The following is a 14,655-nucleotide window of genomic DNA, read 5'->3' as shown; positions in this document are numbered from 1 at the left end:
CAGATTTAATTCTACGGAAAAAAGCCTTGAAAGATTTATCAAGTCTTCTCAATGTTTGTTGGAGAGAGCTATAATTGCAAAGAGCAAGATTTTTACTTTCCTGCCTGGCTGGCAGACAGGTCTTTTTAAGTTTTGGAATAAGCCCTGTAGCCTGAGCGGCGTAACCGATCCCCTTGCCAGTTTGTTCGTAAACTTCTTTCCGTTGAGCAAGAGCCTGATTGTAAAGAAAGCGATGCCCGTCAAGTTGTGTTGTGAGAAAGTTGGATTGTTTCCTTGTTGGATAAAGTCTGTATTTGAAAACCTTTATCATCTATTTTTTCTTTGGTCTATCCCAATAAGGAGATTTGCATTTCGGACAAATACGAATTTCTTCTTGTTTAGGTATCCATTGATGCCCGCAGCGTTTACAGTTAAGTTTCTGGCTGAAGTATCTGGTAGATTATGGCATAATAGGACTTTTGGTTTTCCTTTCTATTGTTTCCCTTGCCATTTTTGTTGAAAGGTTCCTTTTTATCAAGAGGCTAAAAATTGAAGACTATAAAGAGGATAAGAAAACCCTTGAAATAGCTGCAACAAGGAAATTGGCCATCATAGCCACGATAGGTAGCAATGCCCCGTATATAGGTTTGTTAGGTACAGTGCTGGGCATCATGCTTACCTTTTATACGATTGGTGTTGAGGGTTATGTGGACGCTACAAAGATTATGGTCGGACTTGCCCTTGCATTGAAAGCAACCGCTATTGGTTTATTTGTCGCTATACCGTCAATTGTCTTTTATAATTATCTTTTGAGAAGGGTAAAGGTTATCCTTCTTGAATGGGATATAAGGTATGGAAGAGAAAGAGTTTGATTATATCAATGTGATTCCCTTTATAGATGTTATGCTTGTCCTCCTTACAATAGTACTTATGACGAGTACATTTATGGCAAGCGGGATTATACCTGTTGAACTTCCAAAGGTGGTTGGGAGGCACGAAAAGGTATTGAGAACTGATCTGGTAGAGATAGATAACAGAGGCTATATATATTATCAAGGGAAATATATCAATCTATCCGGGCTTAAAAATAAACTCAAAGATACACCAAAAGATACCCCTTTTTTGATAAGAGCTGACAGAAATATACCATTACAGAATTTTGTTGAGGTGCTCGACACGATAAAGACAATGGGTTTTAGAAAAGTGAGTTTGCAGACTGAAGAGTTTATAAAATGAAAGAAAGCTCCATCGGTTTCTCTGTCTCGGTTATTCTTCATCTATTAATAGTTTCAGTTCTGGTAGTTATGCCATTTCATATACAACCTCAACCAAAGACTATATTGATAGATTTTACACTTTTGAAAGAGCAGGGGATTACTGCAGACAGTATGCAGTACGCAGCAAGCAGCAGGCAGTATGGAGCAAGTAAGGGGCAGAACTTAGAAGGCAGTGAGAGGAAGCCAGGAGATAGTCAGAAGAAAGACAACCTAAAACCCGAAACCCCAAACCAGAGACAAGGTAGTGAAGTAGTCAAGAATGTCGGTCCTGTCCCTGGAGATCGAACGCTGATCGATGATCCGGAAGGGCAGGTGCAGGTTCACAGAGAGGTCAGCTTAGGAAAAGACAGCATGTTAATGGGTCAAGGTTCTGCACAAAAGGGGAAAAACGTTGCAGGTCTTAGTAGTACTACAGGTGGCGGGCAGGGTAGAGCCCTTGGGTACGGAGATGGGAACACAGATGACAAGACATTTTTTTATATCAGGGAAAACATTATGAAAAATATTAAGTATCCGGAGAAGGCGAGAAGAATGGGTTGGGAAGGCAGGGTTCTTCTATCTTTTGTTATTTTTGAAAATGGGTCGATCCATAACATTAAGGTTGTAAATAGCTCCGGTTTCCCAGTACTTGATAGCAATGCAAGGGAAGCAATAGCAAAAACGACTTTTTCACAGAAGGTACCTTACAGGCTGGTAATTGTGCTGCCAATAGAGTATAAACTTGAGTGATTAAACCGGCAGTCATCTGTGGGCATTTATTTGCTGCCGGTAGCTTAAAAGTGAAGGCTGAAGGCGATGAAGATAATAGGCGAAAATGACTTAGTGCTGATAGTGTATAAAGATAAGAGGTATCTGAAGAAGGTAACTCTGGATAAATCCTTTCATGGGAAGGGAGGGATATTGACATTTTTAGATCTTATTGGAAAATCTTTTGGAATCAGATGTGGGCAGTATGAAATATATGAGCCAACCATAGAGGATATCATCATGCATGGTATAAGAAGAGAAACCCAGATAGTGTTTCCAAAGGATGGGTTTTTTGTATGTTTTAAGCTTAATTTAAAACATAATTCAAGGGTTATTGAGGTTGGCACGGGAAGTGGTGCATTAACCTTTCTGTTTTCACATATCGTTGGTCCAGAAGGCATGGTTGTTTCCTTTGAGAAGGAAGAGAGGCATTATAAAAATGCAAAAAAGAATATTGAACGTTTTGTTGAATGGGGTAATGTTGACCTTCACCATGGTGATGTGATGGATTATTTCAATAATGAGTTTGATGCTGCATTTATTGATGTGAGGGAACCATGGATATATTTTGATAAAGTGAGGAGCCTATTAACGGAAAGCGGTTCTCTGGGTATGATTGTTCCTACCGCAAACCAGGTTACTGAGATTTTGAGGAAACTGAAGGATGGCTTTGGGGATATAGAAGTGATGGAGATAATGCTCAGGAAATATAAGACCATTGCAGAAAGGGTGAGACCAGAAGACCGAATGGTTGCCCATACCGGTTATCTTTTGTTTGCAAGGAAGTTAAGTGAGTACCAGCTTGCGGGTGATAGTCTGGAATGAAGTGCCGGAATGCGAAGGGAATTTCCTTTCTGTATTTCGGGCGAACCATCAATGGAACTGTAAGGCTATTTACAGGAAAAGATACTTAGAAATTCACGGTTGAAGAAGGATACTAAAGGATAACGAATTTTTTTACGTACTCGACTATCTCCTCAGGCTCATCTATAACCTTGAAGATATTTATATCTTCCTTTGTAATCGTGCCGCTTGATAACAGTTTCTCTCTTATCCATTCGATAAGACCATTCCAGTATGATGAATCTACGAGAATAACAGGGAAGGGCTTCATTTTCTTTGTCTGGATTAACGTGATGGCTTCAAAACACTCATCGAGCGTTCCAAACCCCCCTGGTAGCATGATGAAAGCCACTGCATATTTTAGAAACATCACCTTTCTCACAAAAAAATATTTATAGTTGAGCCTGATATTTGAATAGGGATTTGGTTTTTGTTCGAGGGGGAGTTCTATATTTATCCCAACGGATTTTGCCCCTTCTTCTGATGCACCTCTGTTGGCAGCTTCCATAACGCCGCCCCCACCACCGGTAATGATGTTAAACCCATTCTTTGCAAGGAGCCTTGAGAGGTTATATGTTCTTGTATATAATAAGTCACCTTCCTTGCACCTTGAACTTCCAAATATGCTGATTGCAGGGTGGATATCTGCAAGGTTTTCAAAACCTTCCACAAACTCCGCAATTATATGGAATAACCTCCATGTATCTTTTAAAGTGATATCATCGATTACATACTGTTTTTCCATATTAGCCCCTTTTTACCTTGAGATTTTGGATTTTCACATATATTATTTAGATATTGGCGAAATATGTCAAATTAAAATGCAAAGGACAAGGGGCAAAGCTTAAGGTTCGATATTTAAACTCCGAACACTGAACTCTAAACTCCGAACTTTTTTATGGGAGATATTCTGATAGGTACAAGTGGTTTTTCATTTGATGACTGGATAGGCGAGGTATATCCAACAGGAATCAAAAGGCATGAAATGCTCCCGTATTATGAGCGTGTTTTGGGTTTTAAGGCCCTTGAGGTCAATTTTACGTATTATACTATGCCTTCAAAAAGAACAATGGAATCTTTTGTGAAAAGGACTTCAAGGGATTTCTCTTTTGCGGTAAAGGCATACAAAGGTATGACTCATGAGAGGACAGAGATGCTTAAAGGGCAGTTTAAAATTTTTAAGGATGGTGTCAGTCCCCTCGGTGACAACTTAAAGGCATTACTATTTCAGTTCCCCTATGCATTTCTTCCAGATAGTCACAACATAGATTATTTGAAGTTATTGCGGGAAGAGTTTTACGGTATTGAAGTGGTTGTGGAGTTTAGAAATGTAAAATGGTTACAGGACAGGTACATGGAAACCCTGAAGGATTTATCCTTTGGGTATTGTGTTGTAGATGAACCAAAGATCAAAGGTCTTGTGCCTTTTTCTCCCGTTCTTACCTCCAGGATAGGTTATTTCCGTTTTCATGGGAGAAACAGGGCATGGTTTGGTGAACCGGTTGATGTAAGGTATGATTATTTATATACAGAGAAGGAACTTAAGGAATTTGTTTCACCGATAAAAGATATTGCGGGAAATGCCTCTGAGACATTTGTCTTTTTTAACAACTGTCATGCAGGCAAGGCGGTGAAGAACGCACAGATGCTTATGGAGATGTTGAAGAAAAGGGTATAGGGTATAGCTAACCCCTGACCCTATCCCCTAACCCCTGAATTTGGTGAGGTTGAATATGAGAATAGGTATTGATGTGGGAGGAACGAAGATAATAGCCGGTATTGTGGATGGAAGTGGTAGTGTAACGTACAGAAAAAAGATTCCAACAGACAAGGAGAGAGGATACAAAGGCATCATGGAGGGTATTACTGGTTTGGTGAGTGATGTTATAAGGGAAAAGGGGATTGAAAAACAGGAAATAGAAAGGATAGGTATAGCATCAGCAGGCCAGATAGACAAAGATTCTAAAAATATTATATTCTCGCCTAACCTGGGATTACATAATGTCCCCTTAAGGGATGATATAGAGAAGGCATGCGGCATAGAAACATTTATCGAGAACGATGTAAATGCGGCTACATACGGAGAATGGAAGTTTGGTTTGAACGGGAAACCTGATGATGTACTTGGTATATTTGTTGGAACCGGCATTGGTGGTGGGCTGATAATAGATAGAAAACTGTACAGGGGGTTCTCGGGTGTTGGGGGAGAGGTTGGACATATTACACTGAATCCCTATGGATATAGATGCCGCTGTGGAAATTCAGGGTGTTTTGAGGCATACTGCGGGGGTTCATATATAGTAGAGAGGGTAAAAAAGGAAATAAGAGGAGGGTATAGAGGTAAAATCTGGGATGTGATAAATGGGAACATAGAGATGTTACACGCCGGCCACATTGAAGAAGCCTATCTTATTGGGGATGATTTGTGTGGAAAAATATGGCAGGAAGTGATTGTATATATGGGCACAGCGCTTGCAAGTCTTATTAATCTACTAAATCCTGAAATTATTGTTTTAGGCGGAGGGGTGATTTACGGGACGAAGTATCTTGTTGATGAGACAAAACAAGTGATGGAAAAGAGGGCAATGCCGGCTTCTCTAAAGGGTTTACGGGTAGAGAAGGCAAGGTTTGGAGAAGAGGCGGCTGTTATGGGTGCGGCATTTATAGAGGAATAGGAGGCATAGATGAACAAGGAGATATTCAGGGAATATGATATAAGGGGCAGGGTTGATGAAGACCTGACTGACGAGGTTGTCAGGGATATTGGCAGGGCGTTTGCTGCGTATATGTCCGAAAGAGGAAAGAAGAATGCATCCATTGCGAGGGATTGCCGGTTGAGCTCCGAGCACTTCAGAAACCTTGTTGTTGAAGGTATGATGGAAGGGGGCTTGAATGTTATAGACCTGGGTCTTGTACCCACTCCGTTATTTTATTTCTCCCTCTTTAATCTTGAGATAGATGGTGGAATAATGATAACTGGAAGTCATAATCCACCTGAATTTAATGGTTTTAAGGTAGCATATGGAAAAACCACCCTCTTTGGAGAAGAGATACAGTATATAGGTAAAATCATTGAAGAAAAAAGATTTGTCCATGGAGAAGGTTCATGTAAGGAGTATAAAGGTATTGTTGAAGAATACTACAACTTCTTAAGAAGCAACATAAAGCTAAAGAAGTGCTTCAGGGTTGTAATCGATGCAGGCAATGGAACTGCAGGGGCCTTTGCATCCCCCATTATGAAAGAGATGGGACAGGAGGTAATTGAGCTTTTCTGCGATATGGATGGACACTTTCCCAACCATTTTCCAGACCCGACAGTAGAAAAGAATATCGAGACACTAAGAAAAACGGTACTTGATAAAAGAGCTGATGTGGGTATTGGCTATGATGGTGATGGTGATAGAATTGGTGTTATCGACAATGAGGGAAACATTATCTGGGGTGATTATCTCATGATAATATTTGCAAGAGATATATTAAAGGAAAACAAGGGTGCATATTTTGTTTCAGAAGTAAAATGTTCTCAGAATTTATTTGAAGATGTGGAGAAACATGGAGGTAAACCCATCATGTGGAAGGCAGGTCACTCCCTCATAAAACAAAAGATGAAGGAAGTAGGGGCCCTTCTTGGTGGGGAGATGAGTGGACATATGTTTTTTGCTGACAAGTTTTTTGGATTCGATGATGCGATATACTCATCTTTGAGATTACTTGAAATTATGGGGAAAGATGAAAGACCTGTCTCTGAATATCTGAAGGATGTGCCCAAAATGTATTCTACCCCGGAGATAAGGCTTGATTGTCCTGATAATGTAAAGTTTGGAGTTGTAAAAAGGTTGACTGAATATTATAGGGATAGGTTTAAGATAATCGATATAGATGGTGTAAGGGTGATTTTGGAGGATGGCTGGGGGCTCGTAAGGTCTTCAAATACTCAACCAGTCCTTGTATTAAGGTTTGAAGCGATAAGCGGGCAAGCGCTGGAGAGGATAAAAGAGATGGTGATGAATGACCTTTCTATGATTATGAAGGAGTATAAAACTAAGAATTAAGAATTAAGAATGAAGAATTAAGAATTTAGGAAAAATTCTACATTCTACATTTTTCATTCTTCATTAATTAAAATAAACATAATGTTTGATATCCCAAACCATATTACCAGACCTGCAAGGTATACAGGTATAGAGCCTAACGGGATTATTAAGGATCCCAGAAAGGTAACTGTAAGATTCGCTCTTTGCTACCCCGATATATATGAGGTGGGAATGTCCTACTTCGGTTATTTTCTTCTGTATGAACTTGCAAATAGCATAGAAGGGGTATGGTGTGAGAGGTGTTTTGCTCCCTGGCATGATATGGAGATGTATTTGAGGAGGGAAAATATTCCCATTTTCACGCTTGAGTCCAGGACACCGCTACATGTTATGGATCTGGTGGGCTTTTCCCTTTCTTATGAGTTGAATGTTGCCAATGTCCTTAATATGCTGGAGTTAGGTGGAATCCCAATGAAGCCAGAAGACAGGGGTGGGTACCCGATAGTGATAGGCGGCGGTCCGCTTATGCTTAATCCAAGGCCTTTTGAAAGATTCTTTGACCTTATTGTGGTCGGGGAGGCAGAGGAGGCCCTTGTTGACATCCTGCATGTGGTTAAGGGACTGAAAGGGATTGATAGAATGAGCGTTCTGAAGGAATTGAGCAACATTGAGGGTGTTTATTCACCTTTAATGAAGAAAAATCATGTGAAAAGATTGTTTATAAAAAACCTTGATAGTTCATACCACCCGGTCAAACCTCCAATACCTGTTGTTGGAAGCATTCACAACAGGCTTAATATCGAAATATCGAGGGGTTGCGGAAATGGTTGCAGGTTCTGTCTCGCCGGGTTTGGATATAGACCATACAGGGAGAGGTCATTCGAAAGGGTGACAAAGATTATAGATGATGCGATCAAAGGGACAGGCTATGAAGAGATTTCTCTCCTTTCATTAAGTTCAGGTGACTATAGTGCCCTTTTTCAGGTTATTTCTTATATTAAAAACAATCATAGAGGTGTGTCGATTTCACTTCCTTCCTTGAAGGTCGGGAGTATAAAGGACGAAGAAATAAGTATTATTGGTGATGTTGCACGGACTGGATTTACCTTTGCACTTGAATCTGCATCCTTGGGAATAAGGTCGAGGCTGAATAAGAATATAGATATTGATGTTCTGATCGGGCAACTTTCACTTCTCAGGAGATATGGCTGGAAGAGGCTGAAGCTTTATTTTATGATCGGTTTCCCATGGGAGAAAGAGGAGGATATTTTAATTATAAAAGACATTATTCAGCCCTTTGAGAAAGAAGGTATGAATATTAACCTTTCAGTATCACCCTTCATACCAAAGCCCCATACACCCTTTCAATGGCTACAGATGGAAGATGAAGACATCCTTAAAGAAAAGATGTCCATGATAAAGAGGCTATTAAAAGGAAAGGGTGTAAGAATGAAATACAGGGATATAAAGGTAAGTGTTGTTGAAGGGATTATTTCAAGGGGTGATGAGACACTTTCGCCGCTTTTTGAGTACCTTGTTAAGAAAGGTGTGAAGCTTGAGGCATGGAGGGAGTTTTTTAGACCTGGACTATACGATGAATGGTTTGAGGCAAATGGATTGAAAACGCAAAGCTATTTAAGGGACAGGCCTTTTGAAGGCGCCTTCCCGTGGGATTTTATAGATACAGGTATAGATAAAACCTTTTTGAGGGAAGAACTGAAGAAGGCAGGAGAAGGTCAACTGACCGTAGATTGTCATTCGGGCTGCGCAGGCTGCGGGATGGACTGCCAAGGCAGCAGTTCAGAGTTCAGAGTTCAGAGTTTTGAGTTGGGAACAAAGAAACAAGAAGTCTGCCATGGAAATGCGGTAGGCAGTAGGGAGTATGCAGTAGGCAGAAAACAGGAGGACGAAAGACGAAGGACGAAAGACGAAGGACGAATTTTTGAAATTCTCCGAACTCCGAACTCCATACTCCCAACCAAGAAGTACACCTTCAGGTATGGAAAATATGGGGATGCAAGATATATTGGTCATCTGGATACTATGAATATAATGCTCCGGGCCTTGAGGTCTCAGGGTATCTCGATAAAAATGCACGGGAGATACCACCCGATGCCAAATATTTCATTATCCAATGCATTACCTCTTGGCGTAGAGAGTACCTGTGAGTTGATTGAGGTCGAGATAAATGGTGGGATTTTGATTGATGTTACAATATTGAAAAAGATAAACAGAATATTACCGAGGGGTATGAAAATTTTTGAATTTATTGAAGGAAGCCTGAAAGACATGGTAAAAGAATGTTCGTATATATTGGTTACAAAAAAGGACGTGGATATGGAAGGATTGAGATGGGAAAATAACAATAAAAGCTTCTATATATGGAAAGGCAAGGGTATTAAAGCGTTGTGGCTGGATGGAGTATTTAAAAGAATTATAAAGGTGGAGGATAAAAAGATATATGGCATCAGAACTGATTGTTAATGTAACATTCAACGAGACAAGGATAGCATTTCTTGAGAATGGTGTTTTGGTAGAGTTTTTCATAGAGAAAAAAAATGATAATAGTATGGTGGGAAATATTTACAAAGGGAAGGTGGTGAGAATTGTTCCGGGGATGGATGCTGCTTTTGTGGATGTGGGTCTTGAAAGGTCAGCCTTTCTTTATGTGGGTGACATAATTCTGGATAAGATGATGTACGAGGAGTTTGAAAATTCTGGATTCCCTGTTGAATTTAATGAACGAATAGAAGGCGTGCTGGAAGAAGGACAGGAATTAATCGTTCAGGTTTCAAGGGAACCTATTGGCCAGAAAGGGACAAGGGTTACCTCAAAGGTAACGTTACCTGGAAGGTTTCTCGTGCTTATGCCAGGAACGCAGCATATTGGTGTTTCCCGCAGGATTGAACAGGAAGAAGAAAGAAAGAAGCTTGCAGCAATACTGAAGGAAATGTGCCCGGAAGGGTTTGGTCTTATAGCAAGAACTGCATCTGAAGGTAAGACAAAAGATGAACTCACAGGCGATTTTAATTTTTTAAAAAGGATATGGGAGAGCATTCAGGATAAAGCGAAAAATGTGGGCGCTCCTTCAATATTACATCAAGACCTGGGCATAATATTCAGGGCCATAAGGGACCTTCACTCCCATAATTTAAAAAATATAGTTGTTGATGACCCCTCTGTATTTGAAAAGGTAAGGGAGTTTTTAAAGGAATATCTCCCTGAAGAGGGATGTGAGGTGAGTTATTTTGATGAGAAGGATCCTATATTTGAGGTTTATGGAATTGAGATTGAAATAGCGAAACTTTCACAGAAAAAGATCTGGTTAAAATCTGGTGGTTACATAGTCTTTGACTATACTGAAGCCCTTACTGTGATTGATGTGAATACAGGGAGGTACCTTGGCAGAAAAGACCTTGAGGATACTATTTTGAGGACTAATCTTGAGGCAATAAAAGAGATTGCCTATCAGATAAGATTGAGAAATATTGGAGGGATTATTGTTGTAGATTTTATTGACATGGAAAGAAAAGAGTCAAGAGAGATGGTTTTCCAGGCCCTTGTGGATGCCCTGAAGAAGGATAGGATAAAGACGTTTGCATATCCGATAAGTGAGATCGGGCTTGTTCAGATTACGAGAAAGAGAACAAGGGACAATATTGTAACCCTCCTTACCGAAGTGTGTCCAAACTGTGATGGTACTGGATATATAAAGTCAAAATATACTGTATGCTACGAAGTATTGAGAGAACTGAGAAGTTTTTTCAAAAAGGATGAAAGTAAAAAGATCAATGTCTATCTTTCACCAGAGGTGGCGAGTCTCCTTTATGAGGAGGAGAAAAGCTCAATAGAATACATTGAGAATACCTATAAAACAAAGATTAATATCATTGCTCATTCTGAGTTCAGCATAGACAGGTTTCAAGTAGAAGGGGTTCGTTAGTGGGTCTTATTTTCGTAGGTTTATACATAGCATGTGAGATTATTGCAAATGTGACTGCCGGGAGACCGGTACAATTATTTGGTATAGTTGTCCCTTCTGCTGTTTTTATCTATACAGTAACCTTTACCCTTGTAGATGTGATACATGAGATTTACGGGAAGGATGGCGCAAGAAAGGTTGTGTATGGGGCATTTCTCGCAAACATCTTACTTGCTGTGTATGCGTATCTGATAATCCACCTGCCTGCTCCTTCTTTTTTTACGGAAGGAAAGGCTTATGAGGCAGTCTTTGGCGCAACCCCGAGGATTGTATTTGCAAGCCTTACCGCCTACCTGATAAGCTCTCTTGTTGATGTGGAGGTATATCATGCCTGGAAATTATATGTAAAAAGATTCAGATGGTCGAGGGTGCTTGTGAGCAACGGGGTATCTACCTTTGTTGATAGCTGTATTTTTATTACCCTTGCCTTTTATGGAGTGATGCCGGTATTACCCCTTATTATAGGTCAGTATGTTGTGAAAATGGGTATTACACTTTTTAGCCTTCCGTTGATTTATACAACATCTTATAAAGGCTCACGAATAAAGACGGTGGATAATGAACAGTGAAAAACTTTTTTAGTTTATTATGGAACACATAGTCCTTTCTCCTGCCAAGGTAAATCTATTCTTAAAAGTTCTTTCAAAAAGGGATGACGGGTATCACAATCTCGTGAGTGTTGCTGACCTTATATCCCTCTATGATGTGATACACATAGAAGATGGTGAGGATGATAGAATCATTGTAAAGGATGATAGAGGGATTTTGCCTGATGGTCAGGAGAATACGATATATAAGGCTATTCTGTTTTTGAAAAAGAGGTACAGGGTTAAGAAAGGGGTAAGGGTGTATGTTGAAAAGAACATACCAATTGGTAGCGGGCTTGGAGGGCCAAGCAGTAATGCTGCGACTACTTTAAGAGAGCTATTGAGGATCTGGGGTTTGTCAATAGGGCATGAGGAATTAATGAGTTTAGGGAGCAAAATTGGCGCAGATGTTCCATTGTTTTTATACGGCAAATCATGTATTATGAGGGGCATTGGTGATAGAATTTCTCCTGTTGAATTACCTTCCTTATGGTATCTTATTGTATATCCAAACGTGGTATTAAAGGCCAAAGAGGTATACGGAAGTCTAAAAATCGTATTGACAAACAGGGAAAATGATATTAAATTGAGGGGGAAATTTGATACTGCTTATGATGTCGCAGGAATTTTGGAAAATGACCTTGAGAAGACCGGCATTTTAATGTGTCCAACAATTAAGACTATAAAAGATAGATTGGTTGAATTGGGCTCTATCGGTGCATTGATGAGTGGAAGTGGTTCTTCTGTATTTGGTATATTTGAGAGCGAGGAACAGGCAAGGGGGGCATCAGTTTTATTAAATGATATGGGAAGTATTTTTATAGCACATAGCATATAGGAGGCGAAGCATTATGGAGATTACAGATATTAAGATATTTCCTGTAAGTGAGAAAAGGGTTAAGGCATACGCATCGGTTGTGTTTGATGATTGTTTTATCGTGAGGGACTTAAAGGTAATACATGGAGATAGTAAGCTCTTTGTTGCTATGCCAAGTAAAAAGATGAAAGATGGTTCATATAGAGATACTGTTCATCCCTTAAACAATGCCACAAGACAAAAGATAGAATCCAGTGTGTTAGAAGCATATGAAAGAGAAATAAGTAAAGAACAATCTCAGTAAAGATAGGACGTTGGGGTGTCGTCAAGCGGTAAGACACAGGCCTTTGGAGCCTGCATTCGGAGGTTCGAATCCTCCCGCCCCAGAATTTATTTTTAGGGGGAACTTAAGTGGATAAACTAAGAATATTTACAGGGAATGCAAATGCGAGACTTTCAGAAAGGATATGTAAGTTTCTCAATGTAAAGTTAGGGAAGGCAAAGGTCGGCAATTTTACTGACGGCGAGGTTCAGGTAGAAATTGAGGAGAGCGTGAGGGGCATGGATACATTCGTTGTCCAGTCTACATGTCCTCCCGTTAACCATAATCTCATGGAGCTATTGATTATGATTGATGCTTTAAAAAGGGCATCTGCAGATAGAATAACGGTGGTTATCCCCTATTATGGGTATGCAAGGCAGGACAGGAAGGTATTGCCAAGGACATCTATATCTGCAAGGCTTGTAGCTAATCTCATAACTGTAGCAGGGGCTTCAAGGATACTTGCTATGGACCTGCACGCAGGGCAGATTCAGGGTTTTTTTGATATTCCTGTTGACCATCTCTATGCGCTTCCTGTTCAATTAGGGTATTTAAAGAAGATTAAGGGAGAGGTTGTTGTCGTATCGCCTGATGCAGGGGGGGTAGAAAGGGCAAGAGAGTTCGGGAAAAGACTGAATGCTTCCCTCGCAATTATTGATAAGAGAAGAGAAAAGGCAAATGTCTCGAAGGTTATGCATATTATTGGTAATGTGAAAGGAAAGGTGGCCATAATCCTTGATGATATGATTGACACTGGAGGCACGATTGTTAAGGCGGCAGAGGCTATTATGCAGAATGGTGCGAACTCTGTGTATGCCTGTTGTTCCCATCCGGTCCTTTCAGGAAATGCTGTGGAAAAGATAAAGAATTCCAGCATTAAGGAGTTGATTGTTACAAATACAATACCCCTTTCAGAAGAGGCAAGAAAATTAGATAAGATTAAAGTGCTTGATGTCTCACCGGTGCTTGGTGAGGCGATCAAGAGGATTCATAGAGACGAATCTGTAAGTTCATTGTTTGTGTAGACAGCGATAGGAGGCTGCATCATGGTAGAAATATTAATAAAGGCAGATAGAAGGAAGAGCAAAGGAAAGGGTATGGCAAAGAGGGTAAGAAGAGAGGGGAACATACCGGCGGTTTTATATGGAAAAGATACAGAACCTCTGCCTATAACGGTTTCGTTAAAAGAGTGGCAAAGATTAGGGAAGCAGATTAGAAGAAATATAATCATGAAGATGGAATTACATAACGAAGATAATATTGAAAATAGACCCGTTATGGTAAAGGATATCCAGAGAGGATTCCTCGGTGACAAAATTCTTCATATAGATTTCCTACAGGTATCAATGGAAAGAATTATTGAAGTGGAAATACCTATACATCTTGTGGGTGAAGCAAAGGGTGTGGCAGACAGTGGCATTGTTGAGCAGCACTTAAGGACAATTATGGTTGCATGTTTACCTACGCAGATGCCGGAAAAGATAGAGGTGGATATAACAGACCTTGGTATAGGGGACTCCTTCCATGTCAATCAAATATCAATACCGGGCGTGAAACTTCTTGAGGGGGCGGATGTTGCTATTGTGACCGTCACTCCACCGTCAGTAGAGGAAGAAAAACCAGTAGTGGTGGAAGAGGTAGAGGCAGAGGTAGAGAAGGTGGAGCCGGGAGAGAAGGGAGAGAAAGCAGAAAAGGGGGAAAAGGGAGAAAAGGCAGAGAAGAGAGAGAAAGCAGAAAAGGCAGAGAAGGGAGAAAAGAGAGAAAAGAAGGGGGAATAGAGGATTTTTTGTTTTTATTATGTGGTCTTGGAAATAAAGGTTTTGAATATTCATATACGAGACATAACATTGGCTATCTTGTAATCGACAGGTTTTCTGAAAGATTTAATATCCCTTTAAAGAAGAAATTATCCGGGTGTAAGGTAGGCACATATCAAGAGGTGCTTATTGCAAAACCGGACACCTTCATGAACCTGTCTGGCGGACCGCTTTTATCCCTGATGAAAAGGATGGATATACAATTAAAAGACCTTATAGTTGTCCATGATGACCTGGATATGGAATTCGG

17 protein-coding genes and 1 tRNA gene are annotated in these 14,655 nt (G+C 40.2%); 16 read left to right on the top strand and 2 right to left on the bottom strand.

The annotated features are described in order from the left end of the window. Positions 1-310: helix-turn-helix domain-containing protein (locus NTU69_00445; GenBank protein MCX5801999.1), on the bottom strand; the 310-nt coding region annotated here is incomplete at its 3' end. A 112-nt stretch (positions 311-422) separates the two neighbouring features. Here NTU69_00445 and exbB point away from each other — a divergent pair. The 4 genes from exbB (at position 423) to NTU69_00425 (ending at position 2,828) form a co-directional block, all read left to right on the top strand. Then, a complete protein-coding gene (gene exbB, locus NTU69_00440; protein ID MCX5801998.1) occupies positions 423-851 on the top strand; it encodes a TonB-system energizer ExbB in 429 nt (142 codons plus the stop codon). Further along, positions 832-1,215: a biopolymer transporter ExbD gene (locus NTU69_00435; protein MCX5801997.1), complete on the top strand. Its 384-nt coding sequence runs from the start codon at positions 832-834 to the stop codon at positions 1,213-1,215. The genes exbB and NTU69_00435 overlap by 20 nt, the downstream gene beginning before the upstream one ends. Beyond that, on the top strand, positions 1,212-1,985 hold the full coding sequence (locus NTU69_00430; GenBank protein ID MCX5801996.1) for an energy transducer TonB: 774 nt from the start codon (positions 1,212-1,214) through the stop codon (positions 1,983-1,985). The genes NTU69_00435 and NTU69_00430 overlap by 4 nt, the downstream gene beginning before the upstream one ends. A 66-nt stretch (positions 1,986-2,051) precedes the next feature. Beyond that, positions 2,052-2,828 (top strand): tRNA (adenine-N1)-methyltransferase, encoded by a 777-nt coding sequence (locus NTU69_00425; GenBank protein ID MCX5801995.1) that lies wholly within the window; start codon positions 2,052-2,054, stop codon positions 2,826-2,828. A 112-nt stretch (positions 2,829-2,940) separates the two neighbouring features. Here the strand turns inward: NTU69_00425 and NTU69_00420 are convergent, their stop codons facing one another. After that, entirely contained in the window at positions 2,941-3,591 is a 651-nt protein-coding gene (locus tag NTU69_00420; protein ID MCX5801994.1) for a TIGR00730 family Rossman fold protein, read from the bottom strand. Positions 3,592-3,744: 153 nt separating this feature from the next. Here NTU69_00420 and NTU69_00415 point away from each other — a divergent pair, with 153 nt between their 5' ends. The 12 genes from NTU69_00415 to NTU69_00360 form a co-directional block, all read left to right on the top strand. Further along, on the top strand, positions 3,745-4,524 hold the full coding sequence (locus NTU69_00415) for a DUF72 domain-containing protein (protein MCX5801993.1): 780 nt from the start codon (positions 3,745-3,747) through the stop codon (positions 4,522-4,524). Positions 4,525-4,579: 55 nt separating this feature from the next. Next, complete coding sequence (locus NTU69_00410) at positions 4,580-5,521, top strand: ROK family protein (protein ID MCX5801992.1); 942 nt, start codon at positions 4,580-4,582, stop codon at positions 5,519-5,521. A 9-nt stretch (positions 5,522-5,530) separates the two neighbouring features. Next, the gene (locus NTU69_00405) at positions 5,531-6,898 is read left to right on the top strand and encodes a phosphomannomutase/phosphoglucomutase (GenBank protein ID MCX5801991.1); all 1,368 of its coding nucleotides are present in this window, start codon (positions 5,531-5,533) and stop codon (positions 6,896-6,898) included. An 81-nt stretch (positions 6,899-6,979) separates the two neighbouring features. After that, positions 6,980-9,364, top strand: coding sequence for a TIGR03936 family radical SAM-associated protein (locus tag NTU69_00400; GenBank protein ID MCX5801990.1), 2,385 nt, complete (start codon positions 6,980-6,982; stop codon positions 9,362-9,364). After that, on the top strand, positions 9,342-10,823 hold the full coding sequence (locus NTU69_00395) for an Rne/Rng family ribonuclease (GenBank protein MCX5801989.1): 1,482 nt from the start codon (positions 9,342-9,344) through the stop codon (positions 10,821-10,823). The genes NTU69_00400 and NTU69_00395 overlap by 23 nt, the downstream gene beginning before the upstream one ends. Then, positions 10,823-11,431 carry a queuosine precursor transporter gene (locus NTU69_00390; GenBank protein MCX5801988.1) on the top strand — a complete coding sequence of 203 codons (609 nt, stop codon included), beginning with the start codon at positions 10,823-10,825 and terminating at the stop codon, positions 11,429-11,431. Before NTU69_00395 ends, NTU69_00390 begins: the two co-directional genes overlap by 1 nt. Before the next feature lie 19 nt (positions 11,432-11,450). Next, positions 11,451-12,287, top strand: a complete 837-nt coding sequence (ispE, locus tag NTU69_00385; GenBank protein ID MCX5801987.1) for a 4-(cytidine 5'-diphospho)-2-C-methyl-D-erythritol kinase — start codon at positions 11,451-11,453, stop codon at positions 12,285-12,287. Positions 12,288-12,300: 13 nt separating this feature from the next. After that, on the top strand, positions 12,301-12,570 hold the full coding sequence (gene spoVG / locus NTU69_00380) for a septation regulator SpoVG (GenBank protein MCX5801986.1): 270 nt from the start codon (positions 12,301-12,303) through the stop codon (positions 12,568-12,570). Between the two features lie 11 nt (positions 12,571-12,581). Next, positions 12,582-12,653, top strand: a tRNA-Gln gene (locus tag NTU69_00375). A gap of 24 nt (positions 12,654-12,677) precedes the next feature. Continuing rightward, entirely contained in the window at positions 12,678-13,613 is a 936-nt protein-coding gene (locus NTU69_00370) for a ribose-phosphate pyrophosphokinase (protein ID MCX5801985.1), read from the top strand. Positions 13,614-13,634: 21 nt separating this feature from the next. Continuing rightward, the gene (locus NTU69_00365) at positions 13,635-14,366 is read left to right on the top strand and encodes a 50S ribosomal protein L25 (GenBank protein ID MCX5801984.1); all 732 of its coding nucleotides are present in this window, start codon (positions 13,635-13,637) and stop codon (positions 14,364-14,366) included. Between the two features lie 8 nt (positions 14,367-14,374). Beyond that, positions 14,375-14,655 (top strand): aminoacyl-tRNA hydrolase (locus NTU69_00360; protein MCX5801983.1); only part of this gene is annotated, 281 nt, incomplete at its 3' end.

It is taken from the genome of Pseudomonadota bacterium (genome assembly GCA_026388215.1).
GTDB lineage: Bacteria > Desulfobacterota > Syntrophorhabdia > Syntrophorhabdales > Syntrophorhabdaceae > JAPLKF01.
This window is presented reverse-complemented; position numbering and strand designations above follow the sequence as displayed.